We start from the raw sequence: 24,660 nt of genomic DNA, 5'->3' as shown, positions 1-24,660 counted from the left end.
AGGAATACAGAAAGTGCGTACACTATATAGATGCAACGAAGAAGTTTAACATATCCTTGACGGAAAAGCGGTTTGTCCATTTTCGACTGTCGAAGGCAAGCCCTAGACTTCTCCGTCACGCCAAGGCGTGACGGAAGACCGAACAACCACCTGCTTCACAGACCCATATATGGGTCTGTGAAGCGGCGTTGTTCGGTCGCCTGACAGTCGATAAAAGCTGCAAATGGGAAATCTTCAAATTGCATCTATCCTGAAAATACCCGAACTCCAAAATGTGTAAAGTTGTAAAATTCAACATAGAGGTCTTTTCATCCTTCCGATGGTGACGAAATTTTTTTGTCATGGGAGTCTATATAGTAAAGTCTAGAGCGGATTAGTAACCGGGGTACTCGATGGAACGCCGTGTGCGGGGAAACTCGCACGCACGGTGTGAAGCGGGGGAAAATAGCCCCTCCGGGTAATGCCGAGGGTGACTATTACCTATCGCTATCGCTCGACCCCATCTATGCACAAAAATTAGGGGTCAATATCGATGAATTGCTGCTTTCCCAGCCTGATACGGGCGAGCAGGCGCTCGAAATCGCGGAAGCGCTCGTGCGAAGCGGCGCGGTCGACATTATCGTCATCGACTCGGTGGCGGCGCTCGTGCCGAAAGCGGAAATTGAAGGGGAGATGGGGGACGCTCACGTCGGCCTGCAAGCGCGGCTGATGTCCCAGGCGCTTCGCAAGCTGTCCGGCGCCATTAACAAGTCAAAAACGATCGCCATCTTCATCAACCAAATTCGCGAAAAAGTCGGCGTCATGTTTGGCAATCCCGAGACAACGCCGGGCGGGCGGGCGCTCAAGTTTTACGCTTCCGTCCGCCTAGAGGTTCGTCGCGCCGAGCAAATCAAGCAAGGCAATGATATGGTCGGCAACAAGACGAAAATCAAAGTCGTCAAAAACAAAGTCGCGCCGCCGTTTAAAACGGCTGACGTCGACATTATGTACGGCGAGGGCATTTCCCGCGAAGGGGAAATCATCGATATGGCGTCTGAACTTGACATTGTGCAAAAAAGCGGCTCATGGTATTCGTACAAAGACGAACGGCTCGGCCAAGGGCGGGAGAATGCAAAACAATTTTTGAAAGAAAACCCGCATATCGCCGAAGAAATCGCCCGCGCCATCCGCAAACATTACGGCATCGATGATGGCGAAGCAGGCGGCGAACCGATGCAAGACGAATTTGGGCTGCTTGAGGAATAACAGACGGAAGGCGTCCTGGCATGACTGGGGCGCCTTTTTCCTAGCTGCCGAAACGGAACGGCCATTCACGTCCCTTTGCAGGATATGCCGGAGGACGCCCGACTAACTTGCAGGCGGTTCCGTTTCTTTTCGCATTTTGCCAAAAAGAAGAGGAAGAGCAGAACGCTCTGTGTGCCGCGGCTTAAGAAGGGCTCCTGTGTAATATCTTGACAATTCCTACCGCCGCCTTTACAATGAACATGTATATTTATCCATGTACACGGCAGGGTCGCGTGACCGCCCGCAGCGGCGTACTGCTTGGATGCGGGGGCGCGTGGAAATGGCCAGGCAAACGACCAAGCCAATGGGTTGAAAACGGGAATGTCCATCTGCGTCGGACGATGGCGCGAAGAAGGCGCAAGGGAAAACGAAACAGCAAGAGGAGGTGAAACGATGGGTTCGATCATCATCTCCGCTTTGCTTGCCTTAGTCATTGGTGCCGTTGTTGGCTTTTTTGTTCGCAAATCGATTGCCGAAGCGAAAATCGGCGGCGCGAAAGCAGCTGCCGAGCAGCTGATTGAAGAGGCGAGACGCGAGGCGGACGCCTTGAAAAAAGAGGCGCTTCTCGAAGCGAAAGACGAGATTCATAAATTGCGGACGGAAGCGGAGCGCGACATCCGCGACCGGAGAAGCGAGCTCCAAAAACAAGAAAACCGCTTGATGCAAAAGGAGGAAAACCTCGATCGCAAAGATGAAGCGCTCAACAAACGCGAGGCGCTGCTTGAAGCGAAGGAAGAAGCGTTAAACGAAAGACAACAGCATATTGAACAAATGGAAAGCAAAGTGGAAGCGCTCGTGAAGCAGCAACAAACCGAACTCGAACGCATTTCCGGCCTGACGCGCGACGATGCGCGCCAGCTCATTTTGGAACGCGTTGAAAAAGAACTGTCCCATGAGATTGCCATGATGATCAAAGAGGCGGAAACGCGGGCGAAAGAGGAAGCGGACAAGCGGGCGAAAGCGATTTTGTCGCTGGCCATCCAGCGCTGTGCCGCCGACCATGTCGCCGAAACGACGGTGTCCGTCGTCAACTTGCCAAACGATGAAATGAAAGGGCGGATCATCGGGCGCGAAGGGCGGAACATTCGCACGCTTGAGACGCTGACTGGCATCGATTTAATTATCGATGATACGCCGGAAGCGGTGATTTTGTCCGGATTTGATCCGATTCGCCGCGAAACGGCGCGCATCGCGTTAGACAAGCTTGTGCAAGACGGACGCATCCACCCGGCGCGCATTGAAGAAATGGTGGAAAAGGCGCGCCGCGAAGTCGATGAGCACATTCGCGAAGTCGGTGAGCAGACGACGTTTGAAGTCGGCGTCCATGGCTTGCATCCGGATTTGATCAAAATTTTAGGGCGGCTGAAGTTCCGGACGAGCTACGGACAAAACGTCTTGAAACATTCGGTGGAAGTCGCGTTTTTAGCCGGACTGATGGCGGCCGAACTTGGAGAAGACGAAATGTTGGCGCGCCGGGCCGGCTTGCTTCATGATATCGGCAAGGCGATCGACCATGAGGTTGAAGGCAGCCACGTGGAGATCGGCGTCGAGCTGGCGACGAAGTACAAAGAACATCCCGTCGTCATCAACAGCATCGCCTCCCACCATGGCGACACCGAGCCGACATCGGTCATCGCGGTGCTTGTGGCGGCGGCGGATGCGCTCTCCGCAGCGCGGCCGGGAGCGCGTAGCGAGACGCTGGAAAACTATATTCGCCGCTTAGAGAAACTGGAGGAAATTGCGGAATCGTACGAAGGCGTGGAAAAATCGTACGCCATCCAGGCCGGTCGCGAAGTGCGCATCATGGTCAAGCCGGATATGATCGACGATTTGGAAGCGCACCGGTTGGCGCGTGACATCCGCAAACGGATTGAAGAAGAGCTCGACTACCCGGGCCATATTAAAGTGACCGTCATCCGTGAAACGCGCGCGGTCGAATATGCGAAATAAAGTGGCATCCTATTGCCACTTTATTTTTCTTTGAAAATAATGAATCCATGAGCGGTTATTTTCATGCTTGGGTGGCGAGTAAAAGCTTACTCATGGATGTTTTTTGTGCGTAAAATGAGAAAGTACAATGGATCCGCGCCACCTTTGAAGCGAAGCGCCATATTTTTTTGATTAGAAAGGGATCGATCATGAGAATCTTATTTATCGGCGATGTCGTCGGTTCGCCGGGGCAAAAAATGGTCGAGCATTATTTGCCGAAATTAAAAGAAAAACACCGTCCCGATATCGTCATCATCAACGGTGAAAACGCCGCCGGCGGGAAAGGGATCACCGAGCCGATTTACCGGGCGTTTTTGGCCCAAGGAGCCCATGTTGTGACATTAGGCAACCATGCGTGGGACAAGCGTGATATTTTTGAATTCATCGATCAGGCGAAGGCGCTCATCCGCCCGGCGAACTATCCGCCCGGCACACCGGGAAAAGGCATCGTCTACGTGCCGACCGAGCAAGGGGAGGCGGCGGTCATCAACTTGCAAGGGCGGACGTTTTTGCCGGCGATTGACTGTCCGTTTCAAAAAGCGGATGAATTGATTGCCGCTGCCTCGACGCGCACGTCGGTCATCATTGTTGATTTTCACGCTGAGGCGACAAGCGAAAAACAGGCGATGGGCTGGCACTTGGATGGGCGCGTGTCGGCCGTCATCGGCACGCATACGCACGTTCAGACGGCGGACAATCGCATTTTGCCGAAGGGTACGGCGTACATTACCGATGTCGGCATGACCGGCCCGTATGACGGCATTTTAGGGGTTGACCGCGACGCGGTGCTGCGCAAATTTTTAACCGGACTGCCGGTCCGGTTCGGCGTCAAGGAAGGACGAAGCCAGCTGAACGCGGTGCTTGTCGATGTTGATGGAAAAAGCGGGCGTGCGCTTGGCATTGAACGGTTGATCATTAATGACGACCACCCATATTTTGAATAATCGTTTTTTTTAAAAACAAGCTTCTCCTCAGCAGGAATAGTTGTCGAAACAGTGAATATAGTTACAGTGAAGACATTTTACCGTGATCTATTTTTCAAGGGAACGAGGGAGGAGCTAGAAATGGAAATATTAAAAGTTTCAGCAAAGTCGAATCCGAACTCTGTAGCCGGTGCACTTGCCGGGGTGCTGCGCGAGCGCGGCGCGGCGGAAATTCAGGCGATCGGTGCAGGTGCATTGAACCAAGCCGTTAAGGCAGTAGCGATCGCACGAGGGTTTGTGGCACCAAGCGGCATGGACTTGATTTGCATTCCGGCGTTTACCGATATTATTATTGACGGAGAAGAGCGGACCGCCATTAAATTAATCGTCGAACCTCGTTAACTCGATGATGAGTCAATGGTAAAATATAACCTGTTGGCGCCTTCGCTGTAGAAGGCAGGCAGGTTATTTTTGCTTTTTTAAGGGGGAAAACGAATGATTTTCGATGTCCACTGTGATGCGCTCATGAAGCTATGGCAAGACCGGTCGTTGTCGTTTCACGATGGGGCGCCGCTTCATGTCACCTTTTCTGGCATGGCGGAAGCGGGAATAAAAGTGCAATGTTTTGCCATTTACGTGCCGGAAACCGTGCCGGAAGAAGCCCGGTTCACAGCGGCATTGGAGATGGTGGACATTTTCTTTGCCCGCATCGTCGAGGCGTTCCCGTCCGTCAAGTTTGTGCGGACGAAGCAGGATATCGCCGCACTGAAAGAAGGGGAAATTGGCGCGATGTTGACGCTCGAAGGATGCGACGCCATCGGTGCCAACCTTGTCAAGTTAAAGACGCTTCTTCGCCTCGGCGTCGCTTCTGTCGGCCTGACGTGGAACTTTCCAAACGCCGTCGCCGACGGGGCGTGGGAGAAGCGCGGCGCCGGCTTGACCGCGTTTGGCCGGCAAGTCGTCGAGCTGCTCAATGAAACAAAGCGGTGGGTCGATGTGTCCCATTTGTCGGAAAGAGCGTTTTGGGATGTGATCGAAACAGCCTGTTTTCCGATCGCTTCTCATTCGAACGCCCATCGCCTCTGCCCGCATCCGCGCAATCTGACGGACGAGCAGCTGAAAGCGCTGATTGAAAAAGACGGGATGATTGGCATCAATTTTGTCCCGTACTTTTTAACGAAGGACAAACGGAGAGCAACGATCGCCGATGTGCTTCGCCATCTTGACCATGTATGTGCGCTCGGAGGGGAAAACAACATCGGGTTCGGCTCCGACTTTGACGGCATTACGGAAACGGTTTCCGGTCTTGAAACGGTGAAGCAATACGACCAGCTCGTCAATGAGTTGTACAAGCATTACTCCGCCGAACAAGCATCCCGCTTTTTATTCGGCAACTTCTACGCCCATTTACCGGAGTGACGAATATCACGGAGTATCGGATCTGCGTATCCTAAAATATATAGATGCAATTTGAAGATTTACCATTTGCAGCTTTTATCGACTGTCAGGCGACCGAACAACGCCGCTTTACAGACCCATATATGGGTCTGTGAAGCAGGTGGTTGTTCGGTCTTCCGTCACGCCTTGGCGTGACGGGGCAAGCCATAGGCTTGCCTTCGACAGTCGAAAATGGACAAACCGCTTTTCCGTCAAGGATATGTTAAACTTCTTCGTTGCATCTATCCTGAAAATACCCGAACTCCAAAATGTGTAAAGTTGTAAAATTCAACATAGAGGTCTTTTCATCCTTCCGATGGTGACGAAATTTTTTTGTCATGGGAGTCTATATAGAAGACAGGGCATCCGCGGTGCCGGCTGAAAAAGGCGTTCAAAATGATAGTTTCCTTGTCAGAAAAGTGGTACAATAGTAGCGAAAGGCTGGAGTGAATATGAAGGGGTGTAAGCATGATCGAACAGCTGTCATGGAAGGTGGGCGGCCAGCAAGGGGAAGGAATTGAAAGTACAGGAGAAATTTTTTCCACAGCGCTGAACCGCCTCGGATATTACTTATATGGATACCGTCATTTTTCTTCACGCATCAAAGGGGGTCATACGAACAACAAAATCCGCGTCAGCACGAAGCCGGTGCGGGCGGTCGCAGACGATTTGGACATCTTGGTGGCGTTCGACCAAGAGACGATTGACTTCAACTTTCACGAGCTGCACAGCGGCGGCATCGTCATGGCGGACGCCAAGTTCAATCCGGTCATTCCGGAGCGGGAAGGGGTCGTCCTTTATGCCGTTCCGTTTACTGATATCGCCACAAGCCTTGGCAACTCGCTCATGAAAAACATGGTTGCCATCGGCGCGACGAGTGCAGTGCTCGGATTGGATCCGGCCGTGTTCGAAAGCGTTGTCGCCGACACGTTTGGCCGCAAAGGGGCGCAAGTCGTCGAGAAAAACATGGAAGCGATCCGCGCCGGAGCCGAATATATGAAAGAGCTGTTGGGCGGGCGCGTCGAACCTATGAAACTGGCAAAAGCGGACGGCAAACAGCGGATGTTCATGATCGGCAACGACGCGATCGCCTTGGGCGCCTTGGCCGGCGGGGCGCGCTTTATGGCGGCGTATCCGATCACCCCCGCCTCGGAAATTATGGAGTATTTAATTAAAAAGCTTCCGGATCTCGGCGGCACGGTCATCCAAACAGAAGACGAAATCGCCGCCTGCACGATGGCGATCGGCGCCAACTACGCCGGCGCCCGGGCGTTCACCGCTTCCGCTGGTCCGGGTCTGTCGCTCATGGCTGAAGCGATCGGCTTAGCCGGAATGACAGAAACGCCGCTTGTTGTGGTTGACACGCAGCGCGGCGGCCCGAGCACCGGCTTGCCGACGAAGCAAGAACAATCGGACTTGCTTGCGATGATTTACGGCACGCACGGGGAAATCCCGAAAATCGTCATGGCGCCAAGCACGGTTGAAGAAGCGTTTTATGACATGGCAGAAGCGTTCAACTTGGCTGAAGAATATCAGTGTCCGGTCATTTTCTTGTCGGATTTGCAGCTGTCGCTCGGCAAACAAACGGTCGAGCCGCTTGATTACGACCGGATCGAGATTCGCCGCGGCAAACTCGTCAGCGAGGAATTGCCGCCGCTTCCGGGCAAAGACAACTTCAAACGATATGAGGTGACGCCGGACGGCATTTCGCCGCGGGTGCTGCCGGGAACGAAACACGGCATCCACCACGTCACCGGGGTCGAGCATGCCGAAACGGGCCGCCCGTCGGAAACGGCAGCGAACCGCCGGACGCAAATGGAAAAGCGGCTGCGCAAACTCGAGCACATCCACTTCCCGACGCCGGTGCACAAACAACTCCGCCACGAAGAACCGGATTTGCTCCTTGTTGGCTTTTTATCGACGCGCGGAGCGATTGAGGAAGCGATCGAACGCCTCGAGCAGGACGGTGTTAAAGTCAACCATGCGCACATCCGCCTGCTTCATCCGTTCCCGGTTGACGACGTGCGGCCGCTTGTCGAAAAAGCGAAGCGGGTCGTCGTCGTTGAGCAAAACGCGACCGGGCAATTGGCAAGCTTGTTGAAAATGCATGTCGGGCATGCGGACAAAATCGCCAGCGTCTTGAAATTTGACGGCAATCCGTTTTTGCCGGGCGATGTCTATACTAAATGCAAGGAGTTGTTAGCACAATGGCCACCTTTAAAGATTTCCGCAATGATGTGAAGCCAAACTGGTGTCCGGGCTGCGGCGACTTTTCCGTTCAGGCCGCCATTCAGCGCGCCGCTGCCAACCTCGGTTTGGAGCCGCACCAACTCGCTGTCATTTCCGGGATCGGCTGCTCCGGCCGCATTTCCGGCTACATTCATTCCTATGGGTTTCACGGCACGCACGGCCGCGCCTTGCCGCTCGCCCAAGGGGTGAAAATGGCGAACCGCAACTTGACGGTCATCGCCGCCGGCGGCGACGGTGATGGGTTTGCGATCGGCATGGGGCATACGGTTCATGCCATTCGCCGCAACATTGACATCACGTATATCGTCATGGACAACCAAATTTACGGGCTGACAAAAGGCCAAACATCGCCTCGCAGCGCCACCGGGTTTCAAACGAAAAGTACGCCGCAAGGGTCGATCGAGCCGGCGTTGTCGCCGCTTGAAATCGCGTTAAGCGCCGGAGCGACGTTTGTGGCGCAAAGCTTTTCAAGCGACCTAAAAGAGTTGACAAGCTTAATTGAAGAAGGCATCAAACATAAAGGATTTTCCCTCATTAACGTCTTCAGCCCGTGCGTCACGTACAATAAAGTCAACACGTACGAATGGTTTAAAGAGCGGCTGGTGAAAGTGAGCGACATTGAAGGGTACGACCCGTCCGACCGGGCGATGGCGATGCAGACGGTGATGAAATACGACGGGCTTGTCACCGGGCTCATTTACCAAAATAAAGAGCAAAAATCATACCAAGAACTCGTCCCGGGCTACCGTGATACACCGCTTACTGAAGCCGATTTGAAATTGAGCAAAGAAAAGTTTGCCGAGCTTGTAGCAGAGTTTATGTAACATATAGAAAGATTGGAAGTGATTCACACTCGATGGGGGGGCTTGCCTCATCGGGCGTTTTTTGTTATCATAGCGTGTTCCGGACATCCGGAATAAATCCCATTGTGTTTCATGACGGTTGACGCTATACTATGGTAGTGTGTGATGGAAGAAATTTGCGAGGAAGGCGGGCGGCCAACAAAGCGCCTGCGATCTACATTATTACGAATGAGGAAAGGAGATTGCGATGAACGAAAAACAACGGTTGGAACAAACAGCGCAAATTGAGACGGCAAGCCATCCAGCGGACAGAAAATCCGCCTTGGACCGGCTGAAGGAAAAAACGACGAAAGACTACGAGAAATATTTCACGAAAGTGTTTTTGCCGCCGAATTTGAAAGAAGCGAAAAAGCGCGGCAAAGAGGAAATTCAATATGTAAAAGACTTTGCGATTCCGGACGAGTTCCGCGGCATGGGGCGCGGGCGGAAGTTTTACATCCGCACATACGGCTGCCAGATGAACGAACATGATACGGAAGTGATGGCCGGCATTTTCATGGCGCTCGGCTATGAGCCGACCGACCGTCCGGAAGAGGCAAACGTCATTTTGCTCAACACGTGCGCGATCCGTGAAAACGCGGAAAACAAAGTGTTCGGCGAGCTCGGCTACTTAAAGCCGCTCAAAACGACCAATCCGGACTTGCTTCTTGGCGTGTGCGGCTGTATGTCGCAAGAAGAAGCGGTCGTTAATAAAATTTTAAAGCAATACCAATATGTTGATATGATTTTCGGCACGCACAACATCCATCGACTTCCTTACATTTTGCATGAAGCATATATGTCAAAAGAAATGGTTGTCGAGGTGTGGTCGAAAGAAGGCGACGTTGTCGAAAACTTGCCGAAAGCGCGAAAAGGCCGCATTAAAGCATGGGTCAATATTATGTACGGCTGTGACAAGTTTTGCACGTATTGCATCGTTCCGTATACGCGCGGCAAGGAGCGAAGCCGCCGTCCGGAAGACATCATCCAAGAAGTGCGCCAGCTCGCCGCCCAAGGCTATAAAGAAATCACGCTGCTTGGGCAAAACGTCAACGCTTACGGGAAAGACTTCACCGACATCCAGTACGGCCTTGGCGATTTAATGGATGAGCTGCGCAAAATTGACATTGCCCGCATCCGCTTCACAACGAGCCATCCGCGCGACTTTGACGACCGGCTCATCGAAGTGCTCGCCAAACGCGGCAACTTGGTTGAGCATATCCATCTGCCGGTGCAATCGGGCAGCACAGAAATTTTAAAAATGATGGGCCGCAAATATACGCGCGAGGAGTACTTGGAGCTCGTCCGCAAAATTAAAGCCGCCATTCCGGACGTCGCGTTGACGACGGACATCATCGTCGGCTTCCCGAACGAGACGGACGAGCAGTTTGAAGAAACGCTGTCGCTTTACCGCGAAGTGGAGTTTGATTCAGCGTATACGTTCATTTACTCGCCGCGCGAAGGCACGCCGGCGGCGAACATGAAGGACAACGTGCCGATGGAAGTGAAAAAAGAGCGGCTCAAGCGGCTCAACGACCTTGTTCAAGAAATCGCGGCCAAGAAAATGAAGCAATACGAAGGCCAAGTCGTCGAAGTGCTCGTCGAAGGCGAAAGCAAAACGAACCCGGACGTGCTGGCCGGCTACACACGCAAAAACAAGCTCGTCCACTTCGTCGGCCCCAAATCGCTCATTGGCCAATTGGTCAACGTGCGCATTACAGAAGCGAAAACGTGGACGCTGACGGGCGAATTCGTGAATGAAGCGATCGAGGTGAACTGATATGGCGAAATATACGCGGGATGAAGTGCTGGCGCAGGCGAAGCAGTTGGCGAAAATGATCGCCGAAACCGAGGAAGTCGACTTTTTCAAACGAGCGGAGGAAAAAATCCACCAAAATGAAAAAGTGCGCACATTGATCAACGAACTAAAATCGCTGCAAAAACAAGCCGTCAACTTGCAACACTACGGCAAACATGAGGCGCTCAAGCAGGTCGAGGCCAAAATTGACGCCATTTACGAGCAGCTCGAACAAATTCCGATCGTGGGCGAGTTCCAGCAGTCGCAAGCTGAGGTGAACGACCTGCTTCAGCTCGTCGCCTCGACGATTTCGAATACGGTGACCGATGAAATTCTCGCTTCGACGGGCGGCGATGTGCTGCGCGGCGAAACAGGTGCTGCCCTTCGCTACAACAAGCACGGCGGCTGCCATTAATGGCATGCGGCTCAAAAGCGTCCTTCGGGGCGCTTTTTTTCTTATGGGCGCGCTCTCCCTTCCCCCAAACCGCGGGCGGCTGCCTGGCGGCAAAAAAGAAGGCACATCGAACGGAGCAGGCGCATACAATGAACTATACGGAATAATGATTCATTTGCTGTGCACATTAGCGGAGATGGCGCATAGGATGAAATGAAGATTCATTTGAGGAGGGTTCCGTTCGATGTCTGAATACAGAGAAATTATTACGAAAGCCGTTGTTGGCAAAGGCCGCAAGTTTACACAATCGACCCATACGGTGACGGCGCCGAACCGCCCGTCAAGCATTCTTGGCTGCTGGATCATCAACCACCGTTATGAAGCGAAAAAATGCGATAAAACGGTCGAAATTCACGGCCATTATGACATCAACGTCTGGTATTCGTACAACCACAATACAAAAACCGAAGTCGTCACCGAAACGGTGTCGTATACGGACGTCGTCAAATTAAAATATCGCGACAAAGATCATTTAATCAGCGATGACACCGATGTCATCGTCCGCGTCATCCAGCAGCCGAACTGCCTCGAATGCACGATTTCGCCAAACGGCAATAAAATCGTTGTCGATGTTGAGCGGGAGTTTGTCGCCGAAGTGATCGGCGAAACGAAGGTGTGCGTTGCCATCAATCCGGAAGGATGCGGCAAGGACGACGATTTTTGCGACGAGGATGACCTTGATGAAGAATTAGAAGATTTAAGCCCAGATTTGCTGCTTGGCGAAGAAGAATAAAACTAGGAAATTTCTTTCCTAGTTTTTTCTTTTGCCGCTTGTTATAATAGTAGCGCAATCAACGAGCCTTCGGGCCGAAAAGGTTGGGGAGAAGCGATGCCATCGTACACACCGATGATCCAGCAATATTTGCACATTAAAGCGCAATATCCGGACGCGTTTTTATTTTTCCGGCTTGGCGATTTTTACGAACTGTTTTTTGACGACGCCATCAAGGCGGCGCAAGAGCTGGAAATTACATTAACAAGCCGCGACGGCGGCGATGAACGGGTGCCGATGTGCGGGGTGCCGTACCATTCGGCGCAAGGATATATTGAACAGTTAATCGAAAAGGGATATAAAGTCGCCATTTGCGAACAAGTCGAAGACCCGAAAACGGCCAAAGGCGTCGTTCGCCGCGAAGTGGTGCAGCTCATCACCCCAGGGACGCTCATGGAAGGCAAAGGGCTCACCGAGAAGGAAAACCACTACTTGGCGGCGCTCACGCCGTTTGCTGATGGTACATACGGATTGGCTTACGCCGATTTGTCGACCGGCGAGATTCGGCTTACGCTTCTTTCTTCGTGGGAGGAAACGGCAAACGAATTGCACGCCGTTGGAGCGCGGGAGATCATCGTTGCCACAGACAGCGGCGAAGAGTGGGTGCGCGAGCTGAAAGAGCGGTACGGGGCGGCGGTCTCTTATGAGGACGACACATCGCTATGCGACGAATGGAACGGCGTCATCGGCCATGTGGTGCAAGAAAAGCTGCGGCAGGCCGCAGCCCGTTTGCTTCATTACCTCGTCCGCACGCAAAAGCGGCGGCTCGATCATTTGCAGCCGGCTGAGTTGTATCAAGTTGACCACTATATGAAAATGGACCGACATTCCAAGCTGCATTTGGAATTGGTCGAAACGGTGCGGTCAAAAGGAAGGAAAGGCTCGTTGTTATGGCTTTTGGATGAAACGGTGACAGCGATGGGCGGGCGGCTCTTAAAACAATGGCTGGACCGGCCGCTCATTGATCGGCGCGAAATCGAACGGCGCCTCGATTTTGTGGAAACGTTGAAAACGAGCTATTTTGAACGGCAGGAGCTGCGCGACAGGCTGCGCGGCGTTTACGACATTGAGCGCCTTGTCGGCCGTGTCTCCTACGGCAACGCCAATGCCCGCGATCTCGTGCAGCTGAAAAAGTCGCTTCTTCAAGTGCCGGCGCTCCGTCAGACGGTCGGCGCGCTGCCGCTCGCTGAAGCGGACAAGCTGTGCGAGCGCCTTGACCCGTGCGAAGAGCTCGTCGATTTGCTCGAGCGCTCGATTCAAGAACAGCCGCCGCTTTCCGTCAAAGAAGGGAACCTCATCAAAGACGGGTATGACAAGCAGCTCGATCGCTACCGCGATGCGAGCCGCAACGGCAAAGCGTGGATCGCTGAACTTGAGGCGAAAGAGCGGGAAGCGACCGGCATCAAATCGCTCAAAGTCGGCTACAACCGAGTGTTTGGCTACTATATTGAAGTGACAAAGCCCAATCTCCCCCTTGTTCCGGAAGGACGTTACGAGCGGAAGCAGACGCTCGCCAACGCCGAGCGGTTTATCACCCCGGAGTTGAAGGAAAAAGAGGCGCTCATTTTGGAGGCGGAAGAAAAAAGCATCGAACTCGAATATGAACTGTTTGTCGCCATTCGCGAGCAGGTGAAGCAATACATCCCGCGCCTGCAGACGTTGGCGAAAGCCATTGCCGAGCTTGATGTGCTTCAATCATTCGCAACGATCAGCGACGAGTATCGCTACGTGCGTCCGCAGTTTTCCACGGAGCGCGTCTTGGTGATTCAAGGCGGCCGCCACCCGGTTGTCGAAAAAGTGCTCGGCGCGCAAATGTACGTGCCGAATGACTGCTACATGAACCGCGAGCGGGAAATGCTGCTCATCACTGGACCGAACATGGCTGGAAAAAGCACGTACATGCGGCAAGTGGCGCTCACCGCCGTCATGGCGCAAATCGGCTGTTTCGTTCCCGCCGAGCGGGCGGTGCTGCCCATTTTTGACCAAGTGTTCACCCGCATCGGCGCCGCTGACGACCTGTCGGCAGGGCAAAGCACGTTTATGGTCGAGATGCTCGAAGCGCGCCGCGCCATCGCTCATGCGACGCAAAACAGCCTCATTTTGTTTGATGAAATCGGGCGCGGCACATCGACGTACGACGGCATGGCGCTCGCCCAGGCGATCATTGAGTACATTCACGACCATATCGGCGCGAAAACACTATTTAGCACCCACTACCATGAACTCACCGCCTTGGAGCGTTCGCTCCCGCGGCTTTCGAACGTCCATGCCCGCGCCATCGAGGAAAACGGCAAAGTCGTCTTTTTGCATCAAATCGCCGACGGGCCGGCCGACAAGAGCTACGGCATTCACGTCGCCGAACTGGCCGGGCTGCCGGCTTCGCTCATTGAACGCGCGCGGTCCATTTTAGCGGAACTGGAGAAAGCGGCGGGAAAACAGGAAGCCGCCGCAGGCAGGATGGACGATGGCGCTTTGGCGGAAGCGGGTTTGGCTTTTCAGGGGAACGAAGCGTTAGACGTCGGCAGCAAGGTTGAGCGCGAGAAGGCCTCCCGTCCGTCAGCCGGCGCGGCGCGGGATGGCGTTTTGGCGGAAGCGGCGTTTGAGCAGCTGAGCATGTTTCCTGACCTTGCCCCGGCGCCTGTGGAGCCGCCGCTTTCAAGCAAAGAGAAAAAGGCGCTCGCGGCGCTGAAAGAGATCAATTTGCTCGAGATGACGCCGCTTGAGGCGCTCAACAAACTGTATGAACTGCAAAAGCTCCTCAAGTAAAGGAGGGAGGCCCGATGGGACGCATCCGCAAGCTCGATGACCTGCTGGCAAACAAAATCGCCGCCGGCGAGGTCGTCGAGCGGCCGGCTTCGGTCGTCAAGGAGTTGGTGGAAAACGCCATTGATGCCCATAGTACGGTCATCAACATCGAGCTTGAAGAGGCGGGAATGGCGAAAATCCGCGTCATCGACAACGGCGATGGCATGGAGGAAGACGACTGCTTGCTCGCTTTTGAACGTCATGCGACAAGCAAAATTCACAACGAGCACGATTTGTTCCGCATCCGCACGCTCGGGTTCCGCGGTGAGGCGCTGCCGAGCATCGCTTCTGTATCCGAAGTGGAGCTGACGACCGGCACGGGCAGCGGACCGGGAACGAAGCTTGTGCTTCAAGGCGGCGCACTCGTCTCCCGCGAGCGGGCGGCGGGGCGTAAAGGGACGGATATTACCGTATCGAACTTGTTTTTCAACACCCCAGCGCGCTTGAAATATATGAAAACGATCCACACCGAGCTCGGCCATGCGGCCGACGTCGTCAACCGGCTGGCGCTCGCCCATCCGGACGTATCATTTCGCCTCCGCCACCAGGGCAAAACATTGCTTGCCACCAATGGCAGCGGCGATGTCCGGCACGTGCTCGCCGCTATTTACGGCGCCGAGACGGCGAGACAAATGATCCCCATCGAAGCGGAATCGCTCGATTTTACCGTTCGCGGCTACATTTCGCCGCCGGACGTGACGCGCGCCTCGCGCAACTACATCTCGCTTGTTGTCAATGGCCGCTATGTGCGCAGCGTGCCGCTCATAAAAGCGATTGAAGCCGGCTACCATACGCTCTTGCCGATCGGCCGCTATCCGATTGTGTTTTTATCCATTGAAATGGATCCGGTGCTTGTCGATGTCAACGTCCATCCGGCAAAGCTCGAAGTCCGCTTTAGCAAGGAAGCAGAGCTGAATGAGCTCGTCACAGACGCCATCCGCCAGGCATTTCGCGAGCGGACGCTCATTCCGTCCGTATCGGCCGACAGCAAGCTGGCAAAACCAAAGGCGGAGCAGGCGGCTTGGACGTTCACTCATCGCGTCCGCGAGCCGTCTGTCTTATCGAGCGACATCGGCGACGGGGAAGATGCGACCACCCCTTTTGCGCCGCTAACCGGTGACGCACCGGCTGAGCGGCCATCCGCGGCTGTGCGGACGGATGAATGGGGAATACCGGACGAACATGGGCCCGCTTTCGAGCGAAAGCAGGAGGAAGAGGTGGGAGAAGAACGGCGTGCCCTCCGCTTGCCGACAGATGGGCAAGCGGAAGATAAAGCGGCGGCCGATCGCCTGCCGCCGCTTTATCCGATTGGACAATTGCATGGGACGTACATTTTGGCGGAGAACGAACATGGGCTGTATATGATCGATCAGCATGCGGCTCAAGAGCGGATCAACTATGAATATTTCCGGGAAAAACTCGGCGAAGCCACGAAGGAAGTGCAGGAGCTGCTCGTTCCGTTGATGTTTGAATATCCAGCCGACGAGTACGAGCGGATCGCCGCCTGCCGCAATGAGCTGGCGCGCTGCGGCGTGTTTCTTGAGCCGTTTGGGCCGCGGGCGTTTCTCGTTCGCTCCCATCCGACGTGGTTTCCGAAAGGGAGAGAAAGGGAAATCATCGAGGAAATGATCGAACAAGTGTTGGCGGCCAAAACGGTCGACATCAAGCAATTGCGCGAACAAGCGGCGATCTTAATGAGCTGCAAGCGCGCCATTAAAGCAAACCAACATTTGCGCCAGGATGAACTGTTCGCTTTGCTTGAGGCGCTGCGGCAGACGACGGACCCATTTACTTGTCCCCACGGCCGGCCGATCATCGTTCATTTTTCGACATATGAAATTGAAAAACTATTTAAACGGGTGATGTAGCCTGCGCCCCCTTTGTGCGACAAAGGGGGCGCTTTTTGTAATCGTTTTGTAATCTACTTTTATTCTTTCTGTTACAGACGGATTGCTTTGATTTTACTATAATGGCTCATGTGTAGGAATACGTGGTGAATTTTGTAGAGTGATAGCGAATTTTGTATAAACATGGATACATAAAGATGGATACATCGACGTCATAGGGGGATGCAGCATGAAAAAAACGGTTATATTGACAAGCACGTTGATCGGTTCCTTGTTGGCCGGCCACGCGGCATCGGCGGCGAGCTATACGGTGCAAAAAGGCGATACGCTTTGGAAGATTGCCCGGCAATCCGGCACGACGGTCGCAGCGTTAAAGCAAGAAAACGATTTGTCTTCGGATTTGATTTTTCCCGGACAAGTATTGCGCGTCAATGAGCCAAATGAATCGAACGAATCTTCTTCGAATACATATACGGTCGAGCCTGGTGATACGCTAAGCGGAATCGCCCGCAAGTTTGGCACGACTGTGGATGCGCTGCTCAAGCTCAATCCAAGCATTACGAACCCAGACTTCATTCGCGCCGGGCAGAGGCTGCAAGTAGCAGGGGAACAGGAACGTTCCAATACATACAATGTGCAGCCGGCAGCCGTGCCGACAAGCGGCCGGTATATCGTGCAGGCGGGGGATACGCTGCTTGAGATTGCGAACAAGTTTCAAACGACGGTCGACCGTCTATTGGCACTGAATCCGCAAATTACAAACCCGAACACCATCCGCATTGGCCAAGCCATTAAAGTGGCGGGCGGAACGGCTGATGTCCGGGAGGCCAAGCAGCAAGTATCGGCCGCCGAATCGGCTGCCACTGAGTCGTCCGCATCGCTTGCCGACCGAATCATCGATATTGCGGAAAAATATTTAGGGGCGCGTTATTTGTACGGAGCAAGCCCGTCGCGCACCGATGTGTTTGACTGCTCATCGTTTACGATGCGCGTTTTTGGCGAAGTCGGCATTTCGCTGCCGCGCACATCCATCGCTCAGGCGCAAGCGGGAAGAACGGTGTCGTTTGGCCAGTTGCAAAAAGGCGATCTCGTCTTTTTTGATACCGATTCGAACGGCACAATCAACCACGTCGGCATTTATGCTGGCAACGGGCAAATGATCAACGCCGCCGTTTCGCTCGGTGTCACGTATTCGTCGCTGACGTCATCCTATTGGAAAACGCGGTATGTAAAAGCGGTTCGGGTGCTTAACTAACGGGATGCGTATGGACGTCGGCTTAAACATAACCGAATGCGGCGGAAGGCTGCTCGCATAAAGCACATTTGTGGCTTTGGCGGGCAGCCTTTTTTTATGCATCCCGTGCAAAGATGTTGCTTCAGCTGCTGATCGTCACAACCAAGGGAATCATAAGGCCTGTCAATCATTTCGTACATCCTATAATAAGAAAAGGTGTCCCGTTGCTTGAGGGACACCTTTGGTCATTATTGGATGGGTTTTTTCGCTTTTCGCGTCACTTCCTCCTGAAATGAACGGATAAGGGACAGAACGATCAAAATCATGATGATCGCAATCGGGAATGCAGCGATGATCGAAGCGGTTTGCAACGCTTGCAGACCGCCAGTCCACAGCAAGATCGCCGCAGCTGCCGATTGAATGATGCCCCAGACGAACTTGACCGAATTTGGCGGGTTTAAACTGCCCTTAGTGGTTTGCATGCCGAGCACAAACGTTGCTGAGTCTGCCGATGTGACGAAAAATGTGCAAATGAGCAAAATGGCAATTCCCGAGAGCAATGGAGCGAATGGGAAATGTTCGAATGTAAAAAACAGAGCTATTTCTACTCCTTTTTCATTCATTACCTCGCCAATGCCGGCATGTTGGAACTGCTCCAAATAAAGAGCTGAGCCGCCAAACACGGAAAACCAAAGGGCGCTGAAAATCGTTGGAACCGCCAAGACACCGATCATAAATTCACGGATCGTGCGCCCACGGGAAATGCGAGCAATAAACGTCCCCACAAACGGCGCCCATGCGATCCACCACGCCCAATAAAAAATGGTCCACACTTTCGGCCAATCATTTTGCTCGAACGGGTTGAGCCGGAAACTCATCGAGGGAAGATTTTGTAAGTACGTCCCGATCGTCGACGTGAACACATCCAAAATAAAATTCGTTGGACCGGCAAACAGCATGAACAACATAAGCAACAATGCGAGCGCAATATTGATGTTGCTCAGCCATTTTATGCCTTTGTTTAGGCCGGTTTGCGCCGAGAGCATAAACAGAGCCGTGACAACCACAATGATGAGCAGTTGTGTTGAAATAGAGTTTGAAATATTTGGGAACAACTGATGCAATCCCCCACTGATTTGAATGGCTCCCAGCCCTAGCGAGGTGGCGACGCCAAAAATGGTTGCGTATACGGCTAGCGTATCAATGGCTACACCGAGACCGCCTTCTGTCCGCGCTCCTAGCAACGGGCGCAGCGTGCGGCTGATGACCCCGGCTTCTCGCTTGCGAAACTGGAAGTAAGCGAGCGCCAAGGCAAGGACGCCGTAGATCGCCCATGGATGCAGCCCCCAATGGAAAAACGAGTAGCGCATGGCCAGACGGGCCGCTTCCGCCGTTGCCTCTTCTCCTGTTGGCGGCGTGTAATAGTGGGACACCGGTTCGGCCACTCCCCAAAACACTAACCCGATTCCCATTCCGGCGCTAAACAGCATGGCAAACCACGTCATATAGCTGTATTCCGGTTCTTCCCCGTCGCGGCCGAGGCGGATATTTCCGTAACGGGAAAAAATAAGAAACAAAGAAAACGCCAAAAACAACGAAGCGCTGAGCAAATAAAACCAGCCGAATTTATCGATCAGAAACGAGTGTACCGCGTTGCTGACCGCCTTTAAATTGTAGCGTGGCAGCAAAGACTCCGGAACGACTCCCCAAATAATAAACACAATGGCGATCACAATGGAAATAGAAAAGACGCTTGTTGTTTTTTTCATCTCATTCCTCCTTATTTGTACAATAATCTCATGAGGATCGTGTTAGCGGTTTTGGGGCTTTGCACTTTTAGGGTAACAAAATTCGACAATGAATACAAACGATCCAAATTTTTGACGCATATCATTTTGTGCCATGATTTTTTATCGTGTAAAATAAAATACTTGTAGTTTACCAAAAAAGGAGCATTCCCGTTAGGAGCTTTTCCGGGGACTTGATCAAAAAAAGCCCTCTTGGTATGATGCAGGGGTGTCAAACAATACCTACCATCATGCCAAGGAGGACTTCAGATGAATTGTACACAAAACTATAAAATTGATCAAGTTACGGAACAAACGCTTGTCGTGGGCATCGATATCGCGAAACGAACTCACTACGCCTGCTTCGTGGATGACCGGGGGCGCGTGCTTCGCAAGTCGTTCCCGATCTTCCAGTCGAAAGAGGGGTTTCAGCAGCTGTATAAAGCGATTCAGGAGGCGATGCAAGCGTTTGGGAAGTCAGAGGTGATCGTCGCGGTGGAGCCGACCGGGCACTACTGGTTGAACCTGGCCTACTTCCTCGAGGAGCACGGGATCCCGTTGGTCATGGTCAACCCGGCGCATGTGTGCCGGTCGAAAGAACTCGATGACAACCTGCCGACGAAACACGACGCCAAAGACGCCCTGGTCATTGCCAGACTGGCAAAAGACGGACGATTCCTCGTCCCCCGGCTGCTGCACGAGATCGAAGCCGATTTGCGCGTGGGAAGCACGCTCAAAGAGAAGCTCCGCAAGGAACAGACGGCGGTGAAAAACGCGATCGTCCGCTGGACCGACCGATATTTTCCGGAGTTTTGGACGGTGTTTCGCGACCTGGGGAAAACGGCGCTTTCGGTGCTGGAGTGGACGCCGCTTCCGGCCGATATGGCCGGCCGATCCGCCGAGGAGCTCATCGAGGTGTACCGGCAAAGCGAAGGGCTGAAATGCCCGCAGAAGGCCAAAATTCAGGCGTTGATCAACGCCGCGAAGGACTCCATTGGGGTGACGGAAGGGACGACGATGGCCCGGTTTGAGATCGCCGCGCTCGTCCGCCGATACCGCCAATTGGAGGCGGAGATCGCCGCGTTGGACGCCGAGTTGAAGGCATTGGTTCAAACGACGATGGAGTATCAATGGCTGAAAACGGTCGACGGGTTGGGAGACGCCACGATTATCGATCTGTTGGCGGAGATCGGCAGCTTCGCCCATTATCGGGACCCGCGCCAATTGGTGAAGTTGGCGGGCCTGACGCTCAAGGAGAACTCCTCCGGCCAGCGCAAAGGGCAAAAGCACATCTCCAAACGGGGACGGAAACGGCTGCGCTCGGTGCTGTTTCGGGCGATGATTCCGCTGATCCGGCACAACGAGGCGTTTCGCGAGCTGCATGAATATTACACGACCCGATCCGTCAACCCGCTGACCGGAAAGCAATCCATCGTCGCCTTGTGCCGGAAGCTGTTGAATGTGCTGTTTGCGATTTGTACGAAGAAACAAGCCTTTGACGCGGAGCGAATGAAACAGGACGTCTTGTCCCAGGTGCAACGGGCGGCCTAAGGCCTCCCCCTGCGAACGGAAGAATCGTTGGACAACAGGATGACACCGGAGAAGCTGGCGTGATTTTATCCATTCGACCTTGAGTCCCCAAAGGAGCTTGGCCGGCCTCCGCCTGATGACGAGACCGAACGAGGGAATGTTGGCGCGAAGACGCCCGGAGACATGGGAGGGTTCGTCCTCATCAGCGACGCGGAGATCCAAAGGGTGCATCGAATACGCTTCCCCCCACGGCAGGAAAATATAACCAGCCGTGGCCGCGAAGCGCACCCTAGGTCTGTAAGATATCCACAAAACTGAAAAAGGATGTAAGGGATTTTGTCGAAAAATATTTTTTGGACACCCCTGAGAGGCCGAAAAGCCTTGATAGATCAACATTTCTAGAGGGAGGTTATTTGTATGAGCAGCCGCCTGTCGGTCATGGTCAGCATCGTGCTGGCGATGCTCGTCGCGTCCATGGATACGACCATCATGAACACGACAATGCCGATCATCGCCAAAGAGCTTGGAGGGTTTTCTTTGTACGCCTGGGCGTTTGCGTCATACATGATTACAACGACCGTCCTGTCGCCGATTGCCGGCCGTCTGTCCGACCTGTTTGGCCGCAAAAACGTATTCAGCTTTGGCATCATTTTATTTTTGATTGGCTCGCTTCTTTGCGGTTTGTCGCAAAATATGGTGCAACTCGTCCTGTTCCGCGCCGTACAAGGGGTCGGCGCCGGGTTTATGATGCCGTTTCCGGCCATTATCGCCGGTGATTTGTTTCCGGTGGAAAAGCGCGGAAAGATCCAGGCGTTTTTTACCGCCATGTGGGGCATTTCCGCCGTCTTGGCGCCGCTTTTAGGCTCGCTGTTTGTCGAATACGCGACATGGCGCTGGATTTTTTATGTCAACATTCCCATCTGCTTGCTCTCGCTTGTGACGTTGTTTCCATATAAAGAAGTATATGAACCGAAGCGGGCGGCGGTCGATTACATGGGGGCTGCGTTGTTTGCGGCGGCGGTCAGTTTGCTTTTGCTCGTCACCGTCGTTGCGCGGGGGCAATGGTGGTACGGGGCGGCCGGCGCGCTCTTACTTGTTGCGTTTTACTTTTTCGAAAAACGGCAGCCGTCTCCGCTCGTGCCGCTTTCACTTGTTCATCACCGCACGCTCAAATGGATGAACATTAACGGCTTTGTCAGCTGCGTCGCGCTGTTTGGCACGTCAAGCTACATTCCGCTCTTTTTGCAAAATGTTGCTCATTTATCGGTATTTATCAGCGGCGTTGCCTTGCTTGGCTCGTCCGTTGGCTGGATGATCGCCGCCGTGCCGGCCGGGAAATGGATTTTGCGCTATGGCTACCGTCCGCTTCTCATCATCGGCAATGTGCTGCTGGTTGCGTCCGGCCTGCTTCTGGCGCTGCTGAACGAAAGTCACGGATTTTGGTATGTGTTTTTCGTCATGTTTGTCCAAGGGCTGTCATTCGGGTTGACGTCGACCGTTGGGGTCATTGGCTCGCAGCAGCTTGCCGACGCTCATGAAAAAGGAATCGCGACGTCCTTTTTTATGTTTTGCCGCAATATCGGCACGGCGATCGGCGTGACCGTCATGGGAGCGTTTTTGACGAAGGCGCCGACGTTTATGACCGGCATCCATCATTTGTTTTTATTCGGCCTCATTGGCAGCATCGCCGCGCTTGTCACCTCGCTTTTCATTCATGATGAAGCCGAAGCCGGCCGAAACACGTGGCAGCCGGAAGGAACGGCGTAAGGCGGGGAAGCGGCATGGGTGCGGCCTGTTTGCTCTTTGCGAGTTGACGGTGAAAGAGGAGGCTCATTGAGAAAATCCAGTTGATTTTCTCAATGAAGCAGGCCTTTTCATCAAAGATGGCAAAAGAGCCAAAAAAACCCTAAACATTGTCTGTGATCATCCGATAATGTAGATAGAACAACATACTGATTCACAGAAGGAGGATTTGCCAATGAACATGAAAATGACCGTGCGCAGAAAACTGCAGGCTGGGTTTGGCCTTGTCTATGTGTTGATCGCGCTGCTAGTCGGGTTTTCTTATTACGAAATTTCCAAACTGAACGGTACATATACCGATGTCATTGACAAACGGGTGCCGAATCTCGTCAACGTCAAGGAGCTGGAGGTGCTCATCTACCGCCAAGTCGGCAGCATGCGCGGCTATTTGTTGACTGGCGATGAGACGTTAAGGAAAAACTTTGAAAAAGCGCATGAGGAGTACAAGAAAATAAGCGAAAAGCTTGCGGCGAAGCTGACGCGGGAAGAAACGAAACAGCAGCTTGCCGAGCTCGATTTGCTTGAACAGCAGTTTTACGAACTTGGGCAAAAAACGTTCGACTTAAAAGCGCAAAACAAACCGGAGCAGTACATCGCCCTTGTGACCACAACAGGGCGCGACTTAACAACCCAATTTGATGAAAAGGAGCATCAATTGGTCGCTCTCCAGGAGCAGGAAATGAAGGAAGCTAATGATCATGCGAGCGCATCGGCGGCTGCGGTCGAGCGGCTGATCATCATCGTCGGCTTGTTGACGGTGGCGGCTGGAGCGACCGTCAGCTATTACATCAGCCGCTCGATTTCCCGCCCGCTATTGGTGCTGTCGGATGCGGCTGGTCGGATCGCTGCCGGCGATTTGACCAAGACGAAAACCGGCGTCCGCAACCGGGACGAAATCGGCGAGCTGGCCGCTTCGTTTGAACAAATGGCCCAAAATTTGCGCGAAGTGCTAAAGGAAGTGGCGCAAAACGCCGAGCAAGTCGCCGCTTCGTCGGAGGAGCTGGCAGCGAGCGCCGAACAGACGAGCAAGGCGACCGAGCAAATCGCCATGACGATTCAGGGCGTTGCTTCCGGCATGGACAAGAAAATGCAAAGCGTGGAAGAAACGTCCGCCGCGGTCGATTCGATGTCTGAGAGAATCGAGCAAATTTCCGGACGGGCGCAAAGCGTGTCCGCCATCGCTAGTGAGGCGTCGAGACAAGCGGCTGAGGGCGGGCAAACGATCGAGGCGGGCGTCGCGCAAATGAACAAAGTGAACGATACGGTCGAGCGGCTGGCTGACCTCATTAAAGGGCTTGGCCACCGTTCCGAGCAAATCGGCTCCATCATCGAAGCAATCCGCAATATTGCGGCGCAGACGAATTTGCTTGCGTTAAATGCCGCGATTGAGGCGGCGCGCGCCGGCGAGCACGGGCGCGGCTTTGCCGTCGTTGCTGACGAAGTGCGGAAGCTCGCCGAGCAATCGGCCCAATCGGCCCAGCAAATCGCGGAATTGATCGATGCCATTCAAGAAGAAACGGTCCATGCCGTCCAATCGATGGAGTCGGTCGTCAACGAAGTGACGGCCGGAACGAACGTCATTCGCGCCTCGGGAGAAATGTTCGCCCGCATTCGCGCCGCCGTGGACGAAGTTGCGGCGCAAATCCGCGACGTATCCACCGCGGTCAGCGACATGGTCTCTTCTTCGGAGCAAATGGTGCGCTCCGTCCGGCTTGTCGCCGACGTGGCCGAGTCGACATCGGCCGGTGCGCAGGAGGTGTCGGCGGCGACCGAGGAACAGCTGGCCTCGATGGAGGAAATTTCAGCTTCGGCCGCGTCGCTCTCGAAAATGGCGGACGATTTGCAGGCGATTGTCAACAAGTTTTCATTATGATGAGCGCCTTTTATGGCGTTCATTTTTTTCCA

At 53.7% G+C, this 24,660-nt stretch carries 16 protein-coding genes and 1 pseudogene; 16 read left to right on the top strand and 1 reads right to left on the bottom strand.

Going from position 1 to position 24,660, the window contains the following annotated elements; all coding sequences use genetic code 11:
• Positions 1–489: 489 nt before the first annotated feature.
• The 13 genes and pseudogenes from recA to NSS88_RS02350 form a co-directional block, all read left to right on the top strand.
• Positions 490–1,245, top strand: a pseudogene (gene recA / locus NSS88_RS02410) (recombinase RecA); the annotation flags it as partial.
• Positions 1,246–1,677: 432 nt separating this feature from the next.
• A complete protein-coding gene (gene rny, locus NSS88_RS02405; protein ID WP_033012175.1) occupies positions 1,678–3,234 on the top strand; it encodes a ribonuclease Y in 1,557 nt (518 codons plus the stop codon).
• 188 nt (positions 3,235–3,422) lie between these two features.
• Positions 3,423–4,217 carry a TIGR00282 family metallophosphoesterase gene (locus NSS88_RS02400; protein WP_033017459.1) on the top strand — a complete coding sequence of 265 codons (795 nt, stop codon included), beginning with the start codon at positions 3,423–3,425 and terminating at the stop codon, positions 4,215–4,217.
• A 120-nt stretch (positions 4,218–4,337) separates the two neighbouring features.
• Complete coding sequence (gene spoVS, locus NSS88_RS02395; protein WP_003251598.1) at positions 4,338–4,598, top strand: stage V sporulation protein SpoVS; 261 nt, start codon at positions 4,338–4,340, stop codon at positions 4,596–4,598.
• A 93-nt stretch (positions 4,599–4,691) separates the two neighbouring features.
• Positions 4,692–5,615, top strand: a complete 924-nt coding sequence (locus NSS88_RS02390) for a dipeptidase (RefSeq protein WP_341082874.1) — start codon at positions 4,692–4,694, stop codon at positions 5,613–5,615.
• Between the two features lie 486 nt (positions 5,616–6,101).
• Positions 6,102–7,874: a 2-oxoacid:acceptor oxidoreductase subunit alpha gene (locus NSS88_RS02385; protein ID WP_232854303.1), complete on the top strand. Its 1,773-nt coding sequence runs from the start codon at positions 6,102–6,104 to the stop codon at positions 7,872–7,874.
• Entirely contained in the window at positions 7,841–8,707 is an 867-nt protein-coding gene (locus tag NSS88_RS02380) for a 2-oxoacid:ferredoxin oxidoreductase subunit beta (protein WP_055358437.1), read from the top strand. The genes NSS88_RS02385 and NSS88_RS02380 overlap by 34 nt, the downstream gene beginning before the upstream one ends.
• Before the next feature lie 226 nt (positions 8,708–8,933).
• The gene (miaB, locus tag NSS88_RS02375; protein ID WP_033017278.1) at positions 8,934–10,505 is read left to right on the top strand and encodes a tRNA (N6-isopentenyl adenosine(37)-C2)-methylthiotransferase MiaB; all 1,572 of its coding nucleotides are present in this window, start codon (positions 8,934–8,936) and stop codon (positions 10,503–10,505) included.
• Position 10,506: 1 nt separating this feature from the next.
• A complete protein-coding gene (locus NSS88_RS02370; RefSeq protein WP_033012165.1) occupies positions 10,507–10,938 on the top strand; it encodes a RicAFT regulatory complex protein RicA family protein in 432 nt (143 codons plus the stop codon).
• Between the two features lie 223 nt (positions 10,939–11,161).
• Positions 11,162–11,710 (top strand): outer spore coat protein CotE, encoded by a 549-nt coding sequence (locus NSS88_RS02365; RefSeq protein WP_015374452.1) that lies wholly within the window; start codon positions 11,162–11,164, stop codon positions 11,708–11,710.
• Positions 11,711–11,806: 96 nt separating this feature from the next.
• Positions 11,807–14,515, top strand: coding sequence for a DNA mismatch repair protein MutS (gene mutS / locus NSS88_RS02360; RefSeq protein ID WP_055358438.1), 2,709 nt, complete (start codon positions 11,807–11,809; stop codon positions 14,513–14,515).
• 14 nt (positions 14,516–14,529) lie between these two features.
• On the top strand, positions 14,530–16,422 hold the full coding sequence (gene mutL, locus NSS88_RS02355) for a DNA mismatch repair endonuclease MutL (RefSeq protein ID WP_055358874.1): 1,893 nt from the start codon (positions 14,530–14,532) through the stop codon (positions 16,420–16,422).
• A 208-nt stretch (positions 16,423–16,630) separates the two neighbouring features.
• Positions 16,631–17,656, top strand: a complete 1,026-nt coding sequence (locus NSS88_RS02350) for a C40 family peptidase (protein ID WP_341082867.1) — start codon at positions 16,631–16,633, stop codon at positions 17,654–17,656.
• 227 nt (positions 17,657–17,883) lie between these two features.
• Here NSS88_RS02350 and NSS88_RS02345 read toward each other — a convergent pair whose 3' ends face one another.
• The gene (locus NSS88_RS02345) at positions 17,884–19,404 is read right to left on the bottom strand and encodes a glycine betaine uptake BCCT transporter (protein WP_055358872.1); all 1,521 of its coding nucleotides are present in this window, start codon (positions 19,402–19,404) and stop codon (positions 17,884–17,886) included.
• Between the two features lie 288 nt (positions 19,405–19,692).
• Between NSS88_RS02345 and NSS88_RS02340 the strand changes: the two genes are divergently transcribed.
• From NSS88_RS02340 to NSS88_RS02330, 3 genes are all read left to right on the top strand, one after another.
• Positions 19,693–20,973, top strand: a complete 1,281-nt coding sequence (locus NSS88_RS02340; RefSeq protein ID WP_014195603.1) for an IS110 family transposase — start codon at positions 19,693–19,695, stop codon at positions 20,971–20,973.
• A gap of 396 nt (positions 20,974–21,369) precedes the next feature.
• The gene (locus NSS88_RS02335) at positions 21,370–22,719 is read left to right on the top strand and encodes an MDR family MFS transporter (RefSeq protein WP_341082865.1); all 1,350 of its coding nucleotides are present in this window, start codon (positions 21,370–21,372) and stop codon (positions 22,717–22,719) included.
• Between the two features lie 211 nt (positions 22,720–22,930).
• A complete protein-coding gene (locus NSS88_RS02330) occupies positions 22,931–24,628 on the top strand; it encodes a methyl-accepting chemotaxis protein (RefSeq protein WP_341082863.1) in 1,698 nt (565 codons plus the stop codon).
• Positions 24,629–24,660: the final 32 nt, after the last annotated feature.

Source organism: Geobacillus sp. FSL W8-1251, from assembly GCF_038005945.1.
Lineage (GTDB): Bacteria > Bacillota > Bacilli > Bacillales > Anoxybacillaceae > Geobacillus > Geobacillus stearothermophilus.
The sequence above is the reverse complement of the archived record's forward strand: the minus strand, read 5'-3'. Positions and strand labels throughout refer to the sequence as shown.